This window comes from Streptomyces sp. NBC_01478 (assembly GCF_036227225.1).
GTDB lineage: Bacteria > Actinomycetota > Actinomycetes > Streptomycetales > Streptomycetaceae > Streptomyces.
In genome coordinates this window covers 1089792-1107341 of sequence record NZ_CP109444.1, presented here as the reverse complement: position 1 = coordinate 1107341, position 17550 = coordinate 1089792, and the positions used below count along the sequence as shown (strand labels likewise).

Below are 17550 nucleotides of genomic sequence, written 5' to 3'. Positions count from 1 at the left end.
TCTCCCTTCCGGATCTGAGAAGCGTATTCTCGTCTCCGGTGCTTCCGGAAGTCCCGCGCAGGCAGGGGCTGTTCGCCGCACTCCGTGCACCTGTCAGGCATCGGTCAGGATGACATTCTCGCTTCCGGATGGTTGATTCGCGTTTAAGGAGAATGTAGTTTCCGCTTCATTGGAGCAAGCCGCCCATCCATGCGAGGAGAACAGGATGCGGTTCCAGGACAAGGTGGCGATCGTCACCGGAGCGGGACAGGGAATCGGCGAGGACTACGCCCGGGCGCTGGCCGCCGAGGGCGCACGGGTCGTGGTCGCGGACATCAACGAGGAGCAGGGGCAGCGGGTCGCCAAGGAGCTGGACTCCGCGCTCTTCGTCAGGGTCGACGTCGGAGACCCCGCCTCGGCCGACGCGCTGGCCGCCGCCACCGTCGCCGAGTTCGGCCGCATCGACTACCTGATCAACAACGCCGCGATCTATCACAGCATGCGGCGCGAGGGCCTGACCACCGTCGACCTCGACTACCTCAACCGCTTCATCCAGGTGAACCTGATGGGCGCCCTGTACGTCACCCGGGCCGTCGTCCCGCACCTGACCGAGGGCGCCGCGATCGTCAACCAGTCCTCCGCCGCCGCCTACATGGCGAGCGGCTACTACGGCCTGGCCAAGATCGGCATCAACCACCTCACCGCGTCCCTCGCCGCCGAACTCGGCGGCCGGGGCATCCGCGTCAACGGCATCGCCCCCGGCCCCACCGACACCGAGGCCACGGCCACCGTCGTACCGGTCGAGTTCCAGGAGCGGATGACCCAGGCCCTGGCCATCAAACGGATGGGCACTCCCGGCGACCTCACCCCCACCGTGCTGTTCCTGCTCTCCGACGACGCCGGCTGGCTGACGGGACAGACCATCAGCGTGGACGGCGGACAGGTGGTGCGGCTGTGACCCGCCTGCTCATCGACGGCCAACTCGTCGACGGGGAGCGGACGTTCCCCTCCCTCAACCCCGCCACCGGCGAGGTCTACGGCCACGCCCCCGAAGCCACCACCGCCCAGGCCGAAGCCGCCGTAGCAGCCGCGCGGACCGCCTTCGACACCACTGCCTGGGCCACCGACGTACAGCTCCGCATCCGCTGTCTCGACCAACTGCACCAGGCGCTCACCGACCACGTCGAGGAGCTGCGCGAGCTGACCATCGCCGAGGTCGGCGCGCCCCGCATGCTGACCTACGGCCCCCAACTCGACGACCCCGTCAAGCTGGTGCGCTTCTACGCGGACCTGCTGCGCAAGTACCCGCTGACCGAGGATCTGGGCGAGGTCGAGATCCGCGGCCAGCGCCACCGCCGCTGGGTGGAGAAGGAGGCGGCCGGGGTGGTCGCGGCGATCATCGCCTACAACTACCCGAACCAACTGGCCCTGGCCAAGCTCGCCCCCGCGCTCGCGGCCGGCTGCACGGTCGTCCTCAAGGGCGCCCCCGACACCCCGCTGACCACCCTGTTCCTCGGTCAACTCATCGCCGAGCACACGGACATACCGCCCGGCGTGGTCAACGTCCTCACGTCCTCCGGGGCCGACGTCGGCGAGACGCTCACCACCCACCCCGACGTCGACATGATCACCTTCACCGGGTCCACCGCGACCGGCCGCCGCATCATGGAGGCCGCGAGCCGCACGGTCAAGAAGGTCTTCCTGGAACTCGGCGGCAAGTCCGCCATGATCGTCCTCGACGACGCCGATCTCGCCACCGCCGCGATGTTCGCGGCCGGCACCATCTGCTCCCACTCCGGACAGGGGTGTGCGCTCACCTCCCGGCTGCTCGTGCCCAGGGAGCAGCACGACGAGATCGTCGCGATGGTGGCCGCGGGCCTGGGCCGCATCCCGCTGGGCGACCCCGCCGACCCCAAGACCTTCGCGGGCCCGCTCATCAGCGAGCGCCAGCGCGAGAAGGTCGACGGCATGGTCGAGAGGGCCGTGGCCGCCGGTGCGAACCTCGTTGTCGGTGGCGAGAAGATCGATCCCGGCTTCTTCTACAAGCCGACCCTCCTCAGCAACGTCGACCCGGACAGCGAGATCGCCCAGGACGAGGTCTTCGGCCCGGTGCTCGTGGTGATTCCGTACGACGACGATGACGACGCCGTTCGCATCGCCAACAACTCCGTCTTCGGCCTCTCCGGCGGCATCCAGAGCGCCGACGACGAGCGGGCCATCGCGCTCGCCCGCCGGATCCGCACCGGCACCTTCAGCATCAACGGCGGCAACTACTTCGCCGCCGACGTGCCGTTCGGCGGCTACAAGCAGTCGGGCATCGGCCGGGAGAGCGGCGTGGCCGGCCTGGAGGAGTTCCTGGAGTACAAGTCCTTCGCGGTCGTGGTCCGGTCATGATGCCCCTCGACGGAATCCGCGTCCTCGAAGTCGCCATGTACGGCTTCGTGCCCTCGGCGGGAGCCGTCCTCTCCGACTGGGGAGCGGACGTCATCAAGGTCGAGCACGCCGTTACCGGCGACCCGCAACGCGGTCTCCGGCAGACCGGCACGATGCGCGTCGAGGGCGACCCCAACCCCAACGTCGAGCACGCCAACCGCGGCAAGCGCAGCCTCGGCCTCGACATCTCCCGCCCCGAGGGCAAGGAGGTGCTGTACGAACTCGCCCGGCACGCCGACGTGTTCCTGACCAGCTTCCTTCCCGGCCACCGGGACAGGTTCGGCATCGACGTCGACGACATCCGTACCGTCAACCCCCGCATCGTCTACGCCCGGGGCAGTGCCTTCGGACCGCGCGGACCGGAAGCGGGGAAGGGTGGCTACGACATGACGGCGTTCTGGGCCCGCGCCGGCACCGCCGCGAGCATCACCCCGGCCGGCACCGACGGCATCATCAACCCGCCCTCGCCCGCGTACGGCGACACCATCTCCGGCACCAACCTCGCCGGCGGCATCGCGGCCGCGCTCCTGAAACGCGAACGTACCGGCGAACCGTCGGTCGTGGACGTCTCCCTGCTCGGCAGCGGACTGTGGGCGATGGGCCACGCCACCGCGCTCTCCCTGCACCTCGGCAAGCCCTGGCTCCCGCCGCCCGTCGGCACACACGGCTCCGTCGCCAACCCCCTGTCCGGGCTGTACGAGACCTCCGACGGCCACCACCTGGCGTTCGTGATGATGCAGCCCGGCAAGTTCTGGGCCGACGTGTGCCGGCACATCGACCGCCCCGAACTCGCCGACGACCCCCGCTTCGACACGGCCGAGAACCTCGTTGCCAACACGGCGGAGGCCGTCAAGATCCTGCGCGAAGTCCTCGCCACCCGCACCCTCGCGGAGTGGAGCAGGCGCTTCACCACCCTGGCCGGGCCGTGGGCCCCGGTGCAGGACTCCCTGCAAGTCGGCGACGACCCGCAGATCAGAGCCAACGAGTACCTGCTGCAGGCAGGAGAACTCGAACTGGTCAGCAGCCCCGTGCAGTTCGACGTGCAAGCCCCCCAGCTCGGGCCCGCACCCGAGTTCGCCGCCCAGACCGAGGAGATCCTCCTCGAACTGGGCCTGGACTGGGACCGCATCATCGCGCTCAAGGCGGCGGGCGCCGTCACCTGACCACCCGACAGCGGGACCATTCTCAACGAGGAGAACCGATGAGACGCTTGCTCATCCCCGCGCTCGTCCTGGCCCTCGCGGCCGCGGCCGGATGTTCCGGCCGCACCAAGTCCGCGGACACCAGCAGCCCTTCGACCACCGGAGCCGCCGACACCGCGACCGCGGACTTCGGCACGCTGAAGTCCGTGTGCGGCAAGGGGACGCCCAAGACCGTCACCAGCCAGGGCGTCACCAGCTCCGAGATCAAGGTCGGCGTCTTCAGCGACGTCGGCTTCACCAAGAACCCGGAGTTCGAGAACGCGGCGAAGGTGTTCACCTCCTGGTGCAACGCCGCCGGCGGCATCAACGGCCGCAAGATCACCGCTGACACGCACGACTCCGCGCTCATGCAGGTCAACCAGCAGATGATCGAGGCCTGCCGCACCGACTTCTTCGAGGTCGGCGGCGGCGCCGCCCTCGACGGCCTGGGCGTCAAGACCCGGTTGAAGTGCCTGCTCCCCGAGTTCCCGGCGCAGGTCACCACCGAGATCGGCGCGGACCTCCAGGTGATGACCACGGGCGCCTCGACCGGATATTCGCCCTACGCCGGCTACTACTCCTGGCTGTTGAAGGAGGCCTACCCCTCGTCGGCGGGCGGCGTCGGCATCATCACCGGTGACGTGCCCATCACCAAGGCCCTCGCCGGGCAGGACAAGGAAGTCCTCACCGCGATGGGCGGCAAGGTCACCTACTCCGACCTCTACCCGGCCCAGGGTGTCTCCGACTGGACGCCGTACGCCCAGTCCATCAAGACGAAGAAGGTCAAGGGACTCGTCTTCCTGGGCGACTTCACCCAGTTGGCGAAGCTGGAGCAGGCGCTCACCAACATCGACTACAAGCTCGACTGGATCGACGCCAACAGCAACGCCTACGGCCCCGCCTTCCTCAAGCTGGCCGGCCCCGCGCTCGCCACACAGACCAACTTCGCCTCCATCAACGGCGCTTACCCGTTGGAGAAGGCCGACGCCAACCCGGCGACGAAGGAGATGGTCGCCCTGTTCAAGAAGTACGCGCCCGACGCGCAGATCACCCTGCCCGCCATGCAGGCCTTCTCCTCCTGGCTGCTGTTCGCCACCTCGGCCCGCGACTGCGCGGAGCTGACCCGCAGTTGTGTCCTGGCGAACGCCAAGAAGCAGACCGAGTGGACCGGGGGAGGGCTCCAGGCCTCGGTGAACCTGTCCTCGCCCGACGAGCCCCTGAAGTGCTTCAACGTCGAGAAGGCCACCACCAGCGGCTGGGTGCCCGCCGACTTCAAGCCCACCGACGGCGCCTACCGCTGCGACGCGCCCGCCTACAAGTTCAAGGGCGACTACGGCAAGCCGCCGACCCTGGCCGACGTCGGCAAGTCGCTGTCCGACCTCAAGTAGCCACGCCACGCCCCCCGTTCACCACGGCAGGAAGGAAGGACCGTGAAGGTACGAGTCGACCCGGAGCGCTGTCAGGGCCACACGCTCTGCGCGATGCGCGCACCGGACACCTTCGAACTCAGCGAGATCGACGGGCACTCCTCGGTCGTCCAGGAAGAGGTCCCCGCCGACCAGGAGGCGGACGTCCGCGAGGCGGTCCTGTCCTGTCCGGAGCGGGCGATCTCCCTCATCTCCTGACCCCCCACCTCATCCACCGAGCAGGAGAGGACTCCGCATGACCACGGAAGACGCGGCCGTCGACGACGGTGGCCGCAAGCACCCCCAGGTGCACTTCGACCGGCACACACCCGACTACCGCGACCGGTTCGAGGACATCACCCACGAACTGCACGGCCGGTGCCCGATCGCCTGGACGGAGACCCACGGCGGCCACTGGGTCGCCAGCGGCAACCGTGAGGTCTTCGAACTCGCGCGGTCCGCGGAGTTCCTCTCCAACGACCATGACGTGAAGGGGGAGCGGCGCGGATACAACGGGATCTCCATCCCCGCGCCGCCGCCCGAGCGGAAGGGCCGGGGCGGGTTCCTGGAGATGGACCCGCCGGACCAGCGGTACTACCGGCAGACCCTCAACCCGTATCTGTCGCCGGCGGCGATCCAGCGCTGGATCCCGTTCGTCGACGAGGTCGTCCGCGCCAGCATCGACGAGAAGATCGAGTCCGGGCACATCGACTTCGTCGACGACCTCGCCAACATCGTCCCCGCCGTGCTCACCCTGGCGATGATGGGCATCCCGCTGGAGCACTGGACCATCTACAACGAACCGGCCCACGCCTCCGTCTACACCCCGCCCAACTCACCCGACATGCCAAGGGTGTTGGACCTGAGCCGCAAGATGGGCATGGACCTCATGGCCCAGCTCGCGGAGATCCGCAAAAACCCCCGCCCGGGCCTGGTGGACGCGCTGGTCCGCGCCGACATCAACGGCCGCAACCCCGACGACGGCGAACTCCTCGGCGTGTGCGCCCTGTTGATCGGCGGCGGCTTCGACACCACGACCGCGCTCACCGCCCACTCCCTCGAATGGCTCTCCCAACACCTGGACGAACGCGCCCGGTTGAGCCGCGACCGCAAGACTCTGCTGGACTCCGCGACCGAGGAGTTCCTGCGCTTCTACACCCCCGCTCCCGGCGACGGCCGCACCATCACCGCCGACTGCGAGATCGCCGGCACCGAGTTCAAGGAGGGCGAACGCCTCTGGCTGTCCTGGGCGATGGCCAACCGCGACCCGTCGGTCTTCCCCGACCCGGACCGCATCGACATGGAACGCAAGGGCAACCGACACAGCAGCTTCGGCCTCGGCATCCACCGCTGCATCGGCTCCAACGTGGCCCGCACGGTGTTCAAGCGGATGGTGACGGCCGTACTCGACCGGATGCCCGACTACGCGTGCGACCCCGAAGGCGCCGTCCACTACGAGACCATCGGCGTCATCCAGGGCATGCGCCACCTCCCCGCGACCTTCACCCCGGGCGAGCGGCTCGGCGCCGGACTCGACGAGACCCTCGTCGAACTCCAGAAGATCTGCGACGAACAGCGCCTCGCCGAACCGGTCACCGTCCGCAAGTCCAAGGCCCGGATCGACACATGACGGACCATCAGCGCCCCGGGCCGGTGATCACGGAGGAGAACGCGTTCTTCTGGACCTCCGGCGCCGACGGCCGGCTGCGGGTGGCGGAGTGCGGGTCCTGCGCGGCCCTCATCCACCCACCGCAGCCGGTCTGCCGGTACTGCCACGGCCACGACATGGGCATCCGGGCCGTCTCCGGCCACGCGACGCTGATCGGCTTCACCGTCAACCACCGCTTCGCCCTGCCCGGCCTGCCCGCGCCCTACGTCGTGGCCCAGGTCGCCCTGGAGGAGGACCCCCGGGTCCGGCTCACCACCAACGCCGTCCAATGCACCCCGGACGAACTGGAGTTGGGCATGCGGATGGAGGTCGTCTTCGAACCCGTCGAGGACGCCTGGCTGCCACTGTTCCGCCCGGCCCGCGACCGCCCGGCCCCCGACCCGCTGCCGCTCGCCGAGGTCGACACCCACCAACTCGCCCGCCGCGTACGGCCGATGGTGACCACGGAGAAGTTCGAGGACAAGGTCGCGATCACCGGCATCGGCATGTCTCAGATCGGCCGCCGCCTCCTGGTCCCACCGGTGTCCCTCACCGTCCAGGCCTGCCAACGTGCCATCGCCGACGCCGGGTTGAGCGTCGACGACATCGACGGCCTGGCCACCTACCCGGGCGCCGGAGCCGCGTACGGAGGCTTCGGCGAAGGCGGAATCACCGCCCTGGAATCGGCCCTCGGCCTCGAACCCACCTGGTACAACGGCGGCAGCGAGACCTTCGGCCCCTGCGGCTCGCTCATCTCCGCCATGCTCGCCGTCGCCGGGGGACTCGCCCGCCACGTGCTGTGCTTCCGCACGGTCTGGGAGGCGTCCTACGGCGACCTCGTGCGCCGCGGCAGGATCTCACAGGACCCACCGCGCAAGCTGGACGGCTGGATGAAGCCCTTCGGAGCGATCTCGGCCGCGCACACCCTCGCCCAGAACGCCCAACGCCACTTCCACCGCTACGGCACCACCCGCGAGACCCTCGGCTGGATCGCGCTCAACCAGCGGGCCAACGCGGCACTCAACCCCACAGCGGTCTATCGCGACCCGCTGACCATGGACGACTACCTGAACGCCCGCCCGATCACCACCCCGTTCGGCCTCTACGACTGCGACGTCCCCTGTGACGGAGCGGTCGCCGTGATCGTGTCGGCCGTGGACGCGGCACGGGACCTCGCCCAACCGCCCGTCTTCGTCGAGGCAGTTGGGACCCAGATCCTGGAGCGGCTCGAATGGGACCAGAGCACGCTCACCCACGAACCCCAAGTCCTCGGCCAGTCCGCCCACTTGTGGTCCCGCACCGCGCTGCGCCCCGCGGACGTGGACGTGGCCGAGCTGTACGACGGCTTCACCTTCAACTGCCTCTCCTGGCTCGAGGGGTTGGGGTTCTGCGGCATCGGCGAGTCCAAGGACTTCCTGGACGGAGGCAAGAACATCGCACGGGACGGCGTACTGCCACTGAACACCCACGGCGGACAGCTCTCCCACGGCCGCACCCACGGCATGGGACTGGTCCACGAGGCGATCACCCAACTGCGCGGCGCGGCCGGGCCACGGCAGGTGTCCGGCGCGCGGGTCGCGGTGGCGAGCAGCGGCGGACTCACCCCGAGCGGCGTGATCCTCTTCCGGGCGGACGGATGAACCCACGTACCGCGGAGGTCGTTTCGCGCGTCGTCGACGTCGACGGCATCCCCATGTCGGCGCTGCTGTGCGAGGCCCGCGAACCGCGCGCGGTCCTCGTCGCGCTGCACGGGGGAGCGGTGACGTCGCGCTACTTCGACTACCCGGACCAGCCCCGGCTCTCCCTCCTGCGCACCGCCGCGGCACTGGACTTCACGGTCGTCGCCATCGACCGTCCCGGATACGGGAGTTCGGCTCCGTACGGCGAGAGCATGGCTTCCCCCGCCCGACGTGTGGACCTCGCCTACGGAGCGGTGGACCAGTTGCTGGGCTCGCGTCCGCGCGGTGCGGGACTGTTCCTCTGGGCGCACTCGATCGGCTGTGCCCTGGGTGTGCACATGGCGGGGGACGAGCGGCGGAACGACCTTCTCGGCCTGGAGATCGCCGGTACCGGACGCCGTCACGCTCCTGCCGCCGTCGACATCCTCGACTTCAGACGGCGTGACCCGGGCGTGCCGAGACGGTCCGGACCCGGGCTGCGCGACCTGCTGTGGGAGCCGTCGCGCCTGTACCCGGACGAGGTCGTCGGCGCCGGCCGCATCCAGTCACCGGGTCCGCCGTACGAGGCGACCGTGGCCCGCCGCTGGCCGCTGGAGTTCGCCGACGTCGCGGCCCGCGTTCGGATTCCCGTCCACTACACGCTCGGCGACCACGAACGTGTGTGGAGCTCCGGGCCCGAGGCCATGGCCGACATCGCGAGCCTGTTCACCGACTCCCCGCGGGTCGTCACCGACGAACAGGCCGACAGCGGCCACAACCTGAGCATCGGGCGCACCGCGACCGGATACCACCTGAAGATCCTCTCCTTCGTCGAGGAGTGCGTTCTCGGACACGAGAACGGCGGGATCGACCGTCTGCCGAGGAGAGCCGGATGAGTGACGCCGACGTCGCGGTACTGCTGCTCGTACGCGTGGTCGTAGGACTGATCATGATCATGCACGGGCTCAATCACTGGCGCGGCGGCGGCCGCATCGAGGGCACCGCCCGCTGGTTCACCGGACTCGGCCTGAGACAGGGCGTGTTGCAGGCCTGGGCGAGCGTGTTCACCGAGGTCGGCGCGGGCGTCCTGCTCGTCCTCGGCCTGCTCACCCCGCTGGCCTGCGCGGCCGCGATCTCCGTGATGCTGGTCGCGGGGCTCCTCGCGCACCGGCCCAACGGGTTCTTCGTCTTCAAGGACGGCTACGAGTACGTTCTCACGCTCGCCGTCGTCGCCCTGGCCCTCGCGGTACTGGGCCCCGGCCGCTGGTCCGTCGACCACGCGGCCGGCATCGACGTCACCGGCTGGACCGGCGGCGGAATCGCGCTGGGCGTGGCCGTGGTGGCGACCGGGGGACTGCTGGGCACGTTCTGGCGACCGGAGCGGAAAGCGGACGCCGGGCCGGAGGGCGAGGTCGAGAGCCTTGCCGAGGCGGAGCCCGTGGCCGGCGCGGAGTCCAAGGTGCCGGCCGAGGCGAAGGCCGACGCCGAGCCGCAGCGCGTGCCCGGTCCGGAGGCCGGCGCGGTGTCGCCCGGGCCGGGGCCGGAGAGCACCTCCGAGTCGGAGAAAACCCCCGAGTCGGTCGACCAGGAGGCCCGCTGATGCGCGTCGGATTCATCGGGCTGGGCAATCAGGGCGCCCCCATGGCCCGCCGGATCGTCGAGGCGGGCTTCGCCACGACGCTCTGGGCGCGCCGCCCGGCCACGCTCGCCGCGTTCGCGGACACGGCGGCACAGCGGGCCGCGTCACCCGTCGAACTGGCCGCCGCCAGCGACCTGGTGTGCGTCTGTGTCGTCGACGACGCCGATGTCGAACAGGTCGTCACCGGCGAACAGGGCGTGCTGACCGGGCTGCGCCGGGGCGGGGTGATCGCCGTACACAGCACCGTCCACCCCGACACCTGCCGACGGCTCGCCGAGCGCGCCCAGGTGCACGGCGTCTCCGTGGTCGACGCCCCCGTCAGCGGCGGCGGGACCGCGGCGGCCGAGGGCCGTCTGCTGGTGATGGCGGGCGGTGAGTCGGGCACGGTCGCCTACTGCCGCAAGGTGTTCGAGGCGTTCGGCGATCCGGTCGTCCACATGGGTCCGCTCGGGGCGGGACAGATCGCCAAGCTCCTCAACAACCTGTTGTTCACCGCCAACTTGGCGACCGCGGCCGACACGCTGGCCCTCGCACCGGAGTTCGGCATCGACCGCGGTGCCCTGGCCGAGGTCGTCCTCCACGGCAGCGGATCGAGCTTCGCGCTCGACCGGGTGCGGGCGGCGGGCGGCACGCTCGACCGTCTCGCCGAGCGCGCCGGACCGCTGCTCCGTAAGGACGTGAGGCTGTTGGCCGACCTCGCCGACACGGCGGGTGCCCCGACGGGCACCGTGCTGGCGGCGGCCGACGCGGCCCTCGACCACATGGGGCAGGGGCGCCTGACGGCAACCTCAACTCCCGTTCCACGAAAGTGAAAACGAGCCTCTTGCCGCCGGAGAACATTGCTATCGTCGCTCGTCGTCAGACTGGTGACCGAAGGGAATCGTGCACACCGTGAAGGACTTCGAGGCGATCGACTTCTTCCAGGACGACGAAGTCGTCGCGGACCCCTATCCCTACTTGGCGGCCCTGCGCGGGAAGTGCCCGGTGACGCGTGAGAGCCACCATGACGTGACGATGGTGACGGGGTACGACGAGGCGATCCAGGTCCTCAACGACGCCGACACGTACTCGTCGTGCCTCTCGGTGACCGGCCCCTTCCCCGGGTTCCCCGTCCCGCTGGACGGCGACGTCGACGTCAGCGCGCTGATCGAGCAGTACCGCGACCAGCTCCCGATGAGCGACCAACTGCCGACGCTCGACCCGCCCGTGCACACGGATCACCGCGGACTGCTGATGCGGATGATCACCCCGCGCCGCCTGAAGGAGAACGAGGCGTCGATGTGGCACCTCGCCGACGCGCAGTTGGACGCGTATCTCGCGGGCGGCGAGGGCGACTTCATCGGCGGGTTCGCCGGCCCCTTCACCCTGAGGGTCATCGCCGACCTGCTGGGCGTGCCCGACGAGGACCGCAACGCGTTCGTCGAGGGCCTCGAACACCAGCCGCAGGGCGGCATCGGCAGCACGGACGGCGAGGTGGCGTACTCGCCGCTGGAGTACCTGTACGGGCAGTTCTCGGCCTATGTCGAGGAGCGCCGCCTGGAGCCCCGCGAGGACGTGATCACGGGCCTGGCCCTCGCGAAGTTCAGCGACGGCTCGACCCCCGACGTCGCCGACGTGGCGCGCGTCGCCACGAACCTGTTCGCGGCCGGCCAGGAGACCACGGTCCGGCTGCTCAGCAACGCCCTCAAGCTGATCGCCGAAGACCCCGATCTGCAGCGGCTGTTGCGCACCGAGCGCGACCGCATCCCGAACTTCATCGAGGAGACGCTGCGCACCGAGAGCCCGATCAAGGGCGACTTCCGGCTGTCCCGCGTCCCGTCCACGGTGGGCGGCGTCGACATCCCCGCCGGCACCACCCTCATGGTCCTCAACGGCGCCGCGAACCGCGACCCGCGCCACTTCGAGGACCCCGAGACCTTCGACCCGGCCCGCGCCAACGCCCGGCACCACCTCGCCTTCGGCCGCGGCCCCCACACCTGCCCCGGCGCCCCGCTCGCCCGCGCCGAGGCCCGCGTGGGCATCGAGCGCATCCTCGACCGTACGACGGACATCCGGATCTCGGAGAGCGTGCACGGCCCTGCCGACGCCCGGAAATACCGTTACCTGCCGACGTACATCCTGCGCGGACTCACCCATCTGAACCTGGAGTTCACGCTCGCCGAGGAGTCCGCCCGATGAAGGCCGTCGTCGACGCGGACCGTTGCCGGGGCCACGGAATCTGCTGGTCCATCTGCCCCGAGGTGTTCGACCTGACCGACGACGGCTACGCCGAGGTGCTGACGCCCGAAGTCCCCGCCGAGTACGAGGAACAGGTCCGCACGGCGCTGGGGAGTTGCCCCGAGCGCGCGATCACGCTGAACTGAGGAGAACGGGATGCCCAAGGGGTACGTCATCCTGACCGAGTCCATCAAGGACCAGGCCGGGATGGACGCCTACAGCCGTGCGGCCGGTGCGTCGATGGCCCAGGGCGGCGCCTCCGTCCTCGCGGTCGACGGCCGGCCGCAGCTCCTGGAAGGCGAATGGCACGGTGACCGGACCGTCGTTCTCGAATTCGATTCCGTGGATGCCGCGAGAGCCTGGTACGAGTCGGACGCCTACGAACGCGCGAAGCCGCTACGGCAGGCCGCGGCCGACACGAACGCCGTGATCGTCTCCGGCTTCGAGCCGCCGTCCCGGGGTGCGTGAGAGCGAATCGTCCACCGGGCTGCCGTAGGGCCTCGGCTCCTGAACGGCAGCCCGGTCCGGGTGCCACCACGGGACGGTCACTGGTTCCGTGATGGCCGGAAGGGTCGCCCGATCGCGACGGCAACCGTAAGGTCACATGGGTGTTGCCGGGGTGGAAGGGGTGCTCGATGACGACGGCCCGACACGAGGAGATCCTTGCCGCCGCGCTGGCGGTGTTCGCCGAGCGGGGCTACAAGAAGGCATCCATCGACGCCGTGGCCGAGCGCGCCGGCCTGACCAGACAGGGCGTACTGCACTACTTCCCGAGCAAGAAGCGGCTTCTCCTCGCCCTCGTCCAGCTCCGCGAGGACCTCGCCCGCGAACACCTGGCCGCGCTCCACGCCGACGCCGGCGAGGACCTGCCCGGGCTCCTCGCCGAAGTCATCACCTACGACCACAAGAACCCCGGTCTCGCCCAGATCCACAGCGTTCTCGTGGCTGAGGGCGTCACCGGCAGCGACGAGGCCATGCGGTTCTGCCACGACTACTACCGGTCGATCCAGGACCACACCGTCGAGCACCTCACCGCGCTCTACGGCGAGCGCGTACCCAGCGGCCTGACCCCCCGAGCCGCCGCCACCGCCGTGGTGGCGATGCTCGAAGGGGTCCAGCAGCAGTGGATGCTCGACGAGGAGCAGACCGACTACCCCGAGATCATCCGCGATGTCATGGGCGTGCTGCTCGGGCCCACGCCTGTATGAAATCGGCCATGGCCGTGACGCTCTCGGGATGCAGACTCACCGCGTCCGGCCGCACCCGGAGATCCACCGTGACACCGGAGTGGGCCGCGCGGGCCGCGAACGACAGGGAGTCGTCCAGCAGCGGATCGGTACCGGCGACCAGGAGTTGGATCGGCGGCAGCCCGTGCAGGTTGGCGTGCAGCGGGCTCAGCAGCGGGTTGGTCCGGTCGGCGCCACCCGCGAACCGGGCCGCGTGCAACCGGAGTTCGTCGATGTCGAAGCCCGGATCGGCGGCCGCGTTGAACAGCAGACTCGGCGCGTCCAGCGTCAGGTCGAGCAGCGCCGAACTCAGCACCGCGCACTCCGGCTGCCGCGCCCCCATGTCCCGCAGCCGCACCAGCAGCGAGGCCGCGAGCCCGGCCCCCAACCGCTCACCGGCCAACGCGACCGGACCACGGGCCTGGCACGAGCTGTACACGGCATGCACGTCGTCCAGCGCCCCCGGGAAGGACGACCGGTAGCGCGGGCACACCACAACGGCCCCCGTACGCAAGGCGAGTCGCTCGGCGAGGTCGACCGCAGAGTCCGGCGAGCCCGACAACTGCCGGTCCCCGTGCAGATACAGGATGACGAGATCGCTCGCGTCCGGCGGCCGTACGATCGGCCCGACCGGGCTCGACTCGACCCGCACCCGCCCGTCGCCGGCCGCCGCGCGGTCCGTGTCCGCCCGTACGTCGGCCAGGTCGGCGTTGCTCAGGTCGGTGGCCGCTCCGTTCGCCCCAACTCGTGTGTCACCCACGGGACATCACCCTCTCCGCTGCCTGCCAGTGCTCGTCGGACACCCAGAGGCGGGCGAAGGCGCGGGCCGCCTCCTCCTCCGGGACGGCTCCGCTCATCACGCGTTTGATCTCCCGCGCCGGATTGGTCGCGAGGGATCTGGCAAGGGTGCGCCAGCCCTCCGCGAAGTCGGCGCGCGGCAGCACCAGTTCGAGCAGTCCGACGCGCTGGGCCTCGGCCGCGTCGAGCACGGTACCGGCACCCGCGAGCATCAACGCCCGCCCCCTGCCGACGAGTTGGGCGAGGCGCTCGGCGCCGCCCCACGCGGGCATGATGGCCAGGGCCACCTGGTTGAAGCCGATCCTGATGTCGTCGGCGGCGACCCGGATGTCGGCGGCCACCGCGACCTCGGCGCCGCCGCCGAACGAGTGCCCGTTCAACGCGGCGATCACCGGTCCGGGGAAGTGCGCGATGCGATCGCAGATCCCCCTCATCCGCAGGGCCATGGCCATCGCGTCCTCCTCGGTCCGGATCGCACTCAGTTGCTTCAGGTCCCCGCCGGAGACGAACGCCCGGTCGCCGGCGCCGGTGATGACCAGGGCCTTGGCGCCCGCGGCCGCGTCGAGCACCTTGTCCAGTTCGTCCATCGTGGTCGGGGCGATGGCGTTGCGGGCCTGCGGGCGGTCGATGGTGACGACCGCCAGGCCCTCGTCGAGTTCGAGATCTACGTCCATGGCCTCAGTCCTCGCCTCAGTCTTCGTAGACGACAGTGACGTGCGGGGTGGTCGGCTCGCCCTGGCAGGTCAGGACCCAGCCCTCGGCGACCTCGTCCTCGTCGAGCGCGTTGTTGACGCGCATCTTGGCCTCGCCCTCGGTGACTTGGGCGATACAGGTGGCGCAATTGCCCGCCTCGCAGGAGAACGGCGGGGCCAGACCCGCCCGACGCGCGCTCTCCAGAAAGGTCTCGCCGGAGCGCTGCGCGAGCGTGTGCCGCTTGCCGGAGAGGACGAGCGTGAGGGTGCCGTCCTGTTCGGCGGGCTCCTCCGATTCCCGCTCGATGCTGTCCTGCGGCGGGCGATCGGTGGCCTGCGCGAACCGCTCGACGAAGATCCGCTCCGGGGCGACTCCGTGGGCGAGAAGCGAGTTCTCCACCAGCTCCATGAAGGGCGCGGGCCCGCAGAGGTAGAAATCCGCGGACGGGTCGCCGCCCGCGAACTCCCGCACCTGGTCCGCGGTGACGAACCCCTGCCGGTCGTCGAGGTGATGCCGGACCTCGAACCGGTCCGGATACCGCTCGGCCAACTCGCCCAGCGCGGCGGCGAAGATGACGGAGCCGCCGTCCCGGTCGGCGGCCAGGACCCGCACCGGGCGCACGGTGCCGGCCAGCGCCGACTTGGCGAGCGAGAGGATCGGGGTGATCCCGCTGCCCCCGCAGAACGCCACCACGGGAGCCGTCGACGCGCGGGCCGCGCCCGCCTCGTCGCCCTCCCGCAGGCAGAACACCCCTGCGGGCAGCGTGGTCTCGACGGTGTCACCGGGTGCGAGATGGTCGTGCATCCAGTTGGACACCAGACCGCCCGGAACCCGCTTCACCGTCGTCATCAACTCGGCGTCCGTCTCCGGCGAACTGGACATCGAGTAACTGCGCAGCGTGCCACAGGCCTTGATCGTCACGAACTGGCCCGCCCGGTACGGGAAGGGCGCGTCGAGTACGTACGTCCGTGTGTCGGGGGTCTCCTGGATGATCCGTGTGATCCGCACCGGGTGGAACCCGTGGTCTCGTCCCATGTATGGAATTTACCTTCTCGCTCTGAGAGAGTGCAATTCTCAATGACGAGAGGAAGTTCCTGTCGTGCGAACGATCCCCGCTGAACTGGTCGACCGCTACGGGGCGGAGGGCTGGTGGACCGGTGAGACGATCGGTGACCTGCTGACGCGGGGACTCGCGGCGGCCCCGGGGGCCGGGTTCCGTGTGCACTCGGCCGTACGGCCCTGGGAAGGAACCTTCGCCGAAGTCGAACTGACCGCCCGCCGGCTGGCCGCCGGGCTGCGCGCACGCGGTGTCGGCCCCGGTGACGTCGTGGCCCTCCAACTGCCCAACTGGATGGAGGCGGCGGCGGTCTTCTGGGCATCGGCGTTCGTCGGCGCGGTCGTGGTGCCGATCGTCCACTTCTACGGACGCAAGGAAGTCGGCTACATCCTGGACGCGGTCGGCCCCAAGGTCTTCGTCACCGCCGAACGGTTCGGGCATCTGCGCCACGACCCCGACCTGAGCGCGAAGATCCCGGTGGTCGGCGTCGTGGGCCGGGACTTCGACGAACTGCTCGCCGACGAACCGCTGCCCGGCGTCCTGCCCACGGACCCGTCCGGTCCCGCGCTGATCGCCTTCACCTCCGGAACGACCCGTGACCCCAAGGGAGTTGTGCACAGCCACAACACCCTGGCCTTCGAGACCCGTCAACTGGCAGGCCGCTACCCGCCCGACCGCGGCGACCAGCTCACCTCCGCGCCCGTCGGCCACTTCATCGGCATGGTCAACGCCTTCCTGATCCCCGTCCTCGACGGCTCCCCGGTGAACCTCGCCGACACCTGGGACCCGGGCCAGGCACTGGAGTTGATGGCCCGCGACGGACTCACCGTCGGAGGCGGCGCCGCCTACTACATGACGAGCCTGCTCGACCACCCCGACTTCACGCCCGCGCACCTGACCGGCATGAAGTACGCGGGTCTCGGCGGCGCGGCCGTCCCGAACGCGGTGACCAGACGCCTCGCTGACCTCGGCATCACGGTCTTCCGGGCCTACGGCAGCACCGAGCACCCCTCGATCACGGCCTCCAGTCACACCGCGCCCGAGGACAAGCGGCTCTACACCGACGGAGACGCACTGGCGGGGGTGGAGATCCGGCTGGCCGAGGACGGCGAGATCCTCAGCCGCGGCCCGGACCTCTGCCTCGGCTACACCGACCCCGCCCTCACCGAGCGGGCCTTCGACGCGGACGGCTGGTACCACACCGGCGACATCGGCGAACTCGACGAGGACGGCTACCTCACCATCACCGACCGCAAGGCGGACATCATCATCCGCGGCGGCGAGAACATCGGCGCGCTGGAGGTGGAGGAGGTTCTCCTCGCCCTGCCGGCCGTCGCCGAGGCAGCGGTCGTGGCGGCCCCGGACGCCCGCCTCGGCGAGCACGCGGCAGCCGTCGTACGACTGCGGCCGGGCCACCCCGAACCCACCCTCGACGATCTCCGTGCCCACTTCGCCGCGGCGGGCCTGGCCCGCCAGAAGTGGCCGGAGGAACTGCACGTCGTCGAGGACTTCCCGCGTACTGCGAGCGGCAAGGTCCAGAAGTTCGTTCTCCGCAAGGATATTGCCGCCCATCAAGAGTGAGAATAGGATTCTCGCAATCTGCGAAGGAGGATCT

General features: G+C 70.0%; 18 protein-coding genes. 15 read left to right on the top strand and 3 right to left on the bottom strand.

What is annotated here, in order from left to right:
• The first annotated feature begins 205 nt into the window (after nucleotides 1–205).
• From OG223_RS04940 to OG223_RS04875, 14 genes are all read left to right on the top strand, one after another.
• Nucleotides 206–937, top strand: a complete 732-nt coding sequence (locus OG223_RS04940) for an SDR family oxidoreductase (RefSeq protein WP_329242895.1) — start codon at nucleotides 206–208, stop codon at nucleotides 935–937.
• Nucleotides 934–2373, top strand: coding sequence for an aldehyde dehydrogenase family protein (locus tag OG223_RS04935; protein ID WP_329242892.1), 1440 nt, complete (start codon nucleotides 934–936; stop codon nucleotides 2371–2373). Before OG223_RS04940 ends, OG223_RS04935 begins: the two co-directional genes overlap by 4 nt.
• Nucleotides 2370–3575 (top strand): CaiB/BaiF CoA transferase family protein, encoded by a 1206-nt coding sequence (locus tag OG223_RS04930; protein WP_329242891.1) that lies wholly within the window; start codon nucleotides 2370–2372, stop codon nucleotides 3573–3575. The genes OG223_RS04935 and OG223_RS04930 overlap by 4 nt, the downstream gene beginning before the upstream one ends.
• Nucleotides 3576–3613: 38 nt before the next feature.
• Nucleotides 3614–4981, top strand: coding sequence for an ABC transporter substrate-binding protein (locus tag OG223_RS04925; RefSeq protein ID WP_329242888.1), 1368 nt, complete (start codon nucleotides 3614–3616; stop codon nucleotides 4979–4981).
• Nucleotides 4982–5023: 42 nt separating this feature from the next.
• Nucleotides 5024–5218, top strand: coding sequence for a ferredoxin (locus tag OG223_RS04920; protein WP_329242885.1), 195 nt, complete (start codon nucleotides 5024–5026; stop codon nucleotides 5216–5218).
• A gap of 37 nt (nucleotides 5219–5255) precedes the next feature.
• The gene (locus OG223_RS04915; RefSeq protein ID WP_329242882.1) at nucleotides 5256–6629 is read left to right on the top strand and encodes a cytochrome P450; all 1374 of its coding nucleotides are present in this window, start codon (nucleotides 5256–5258) and stop codon (nucleotides 6627–6629) included.
• Nucleotides 6626–8287 (top strand): thiolase C-terminal domain-containing protein, encoded by a 1662-nt coding sequence (locus OG223_RS04910; protein WP_329242879.1) that lies wholly within the window; start codon nucleotides 6626–6628, stop codon nucleotides 8285–8287. The genes OG223_RS04915 and OG223_RS04910 overlap by 4 nt, the downstream gene beginning before the upstream one ends.
• Nucleotides 8284–9201 carry an alpha/beta hydrolase gene (locus OG223_RS04905; RefSeq protein WP_329242877.1) on the top strand — a complete coding sequence of 306 codons (918 nt, stop codon included), beginning with the start codon at nucleotides 8284–8286 and terminating at the stop codon, nucleotides 9199–9201. The genes OG223_RS04910 and OG223_RS04905 overlap by 4 nt, the downstream gene beginning before the upstream one ends.
• Complete coding sequence (locus OG223_RS04900) at nucleotides 9198–9905, top strand: DoxX family protein (protein WP_329242875.1); 708 nt, start codon at nucleotides 9198–9200, stop codon at nucleotides 9903–9905. The genes OG223_RS04905 and OG223_RS04900 overlap by 4 nt, the downstream gene beginning before the upstream one ends.
• Nucleotides 9905–10756, top strand: coding sequence for an NAD(P)-dependent oxidoreductase (locus OG223_RS04895; RefSeq protein WP_329242872.1), 852 nt, complete (start codon nucleotides 9905–9907; stop codon nucleotides 10754–10756). The genes OG223_RS04900 and OG223_RS04895 overlap by 1 nt, the downstream gene beginning before the upstream one ends.
• A gap of 70 nt (nucleotides 10757–10826) precedes the next feature.
• Complete coding sequence (locus tag OG223_RS04890) at nucleotides 10827–12122, top strand: cytochrome P450 (RefSeq protein WP_329242869.1); 1296 nt, start codon at nucleotides 10827–10829, stop codon at nucleotides 12120–12122.
• Nucleotides 12119–12307 (top strand): ferredoxin, encoded by a 189-nt coding sequence (locus OG223_RS04885; RefSeq protein WP_329242867.1) that lies wholly within the window; start codon nucleotides 12119–12121, stop codon nucleotides 12305–12307. The genes OG223_RS04890 and OG223_RS04885 overlap by 4 nt, the downstream gene beginning before the upstream one ends.
• A 10-nt stretch (nucleotides 12308–12317) precedes the next feature.
• Complete coding sequence (locus OG223_RS04880; protein WP_329242864.1) at nucleotides 12318–12629, top strand: DUF1330 domain-containing protein; 312 nt, start codon at nucleotides 12318–12320, stop codon at nucleotides 12627–12629.
• 167 nt (nucleotides 12630–12796) lie between these two features.
• Nucleotides 12797–13369, top strand: a complete 573-nt coding sequence (locus OG223_RS04875) for a TetR/AcrR family transcriptional regulator (protein ID WP_329242862.1) — start codon at nucleotides 12797–12799, stop codon at nucleotides 13367–13369.
• On the opposite strand, the gene OG223_RS04870 is transcribed toward OG223_RS04875, so the two are convergent.
• Genes OG223_RS04870 through OG223_RS04860 form a run of 3 tightly spaced genes read right to left on the bottom strand, consistent with a single transcriptional unit; the run spans nucleotide 13335 to nucleotide 15913 of the window.
• Nucleotides 13335–14147 (bottom strand): alpha/beta hydrolase fold domain-containing protein, encoded by an 813-nt coding sequence (locus OG223_RS04870; protein WP_329242859.1) that lies wholly within the window; start codon nucleotides 14145–14147, stop codon nucleotides 13335–13337. The genes OG223_RS04875 and OG223_RS04870 overlap by 35 nt on opposite strands.
• On the bottom strand, nucleotides 14140–14859 hold the full coding sequence (locus OG223_RS04865; protein ID WP_329242856.1) for an enoyl-CoA hydratase/isomerase family protein: 720 nt from the start codon (nucleotides 14857–14859) through the stop codon (nucleotides 14140–14142). Before OG223_RS04865 ends, OG223_RS04870 begins: the two co-directional genes overlap by 8 nt.
• A 16-nt stretch (nucleotides 14860–14875) precedes the next feature.
• A complete protein-coding gene (locus tag OG223_RS04860; RefSeq protein WP_329242853.1) occupies nucleotides 14876–15913 on the bottom strand; it encodes a ferredoxin--NADP reductase in 1038 nt (345 codons plus the stop codon).
• 64 nt (nucleotides 15914–15977) lie between these two features.
• Between OG223_RS04860 and OG223_RS04855 the strand changes: the two genes are divergently transcribed.
• Nucleotides 15978–17516, top strand: a complete 1539-nt coding sequence (locus OG223_RS04855) for an AMP-binding protein (protein WP_329242851.1) — start codon at nucleotides 15978–15980, stop codon at nucleotides 17514–17516.
• The last annotated feature ends 34 nt before the right edge of the window (nucleotides 17517–17550 follow it).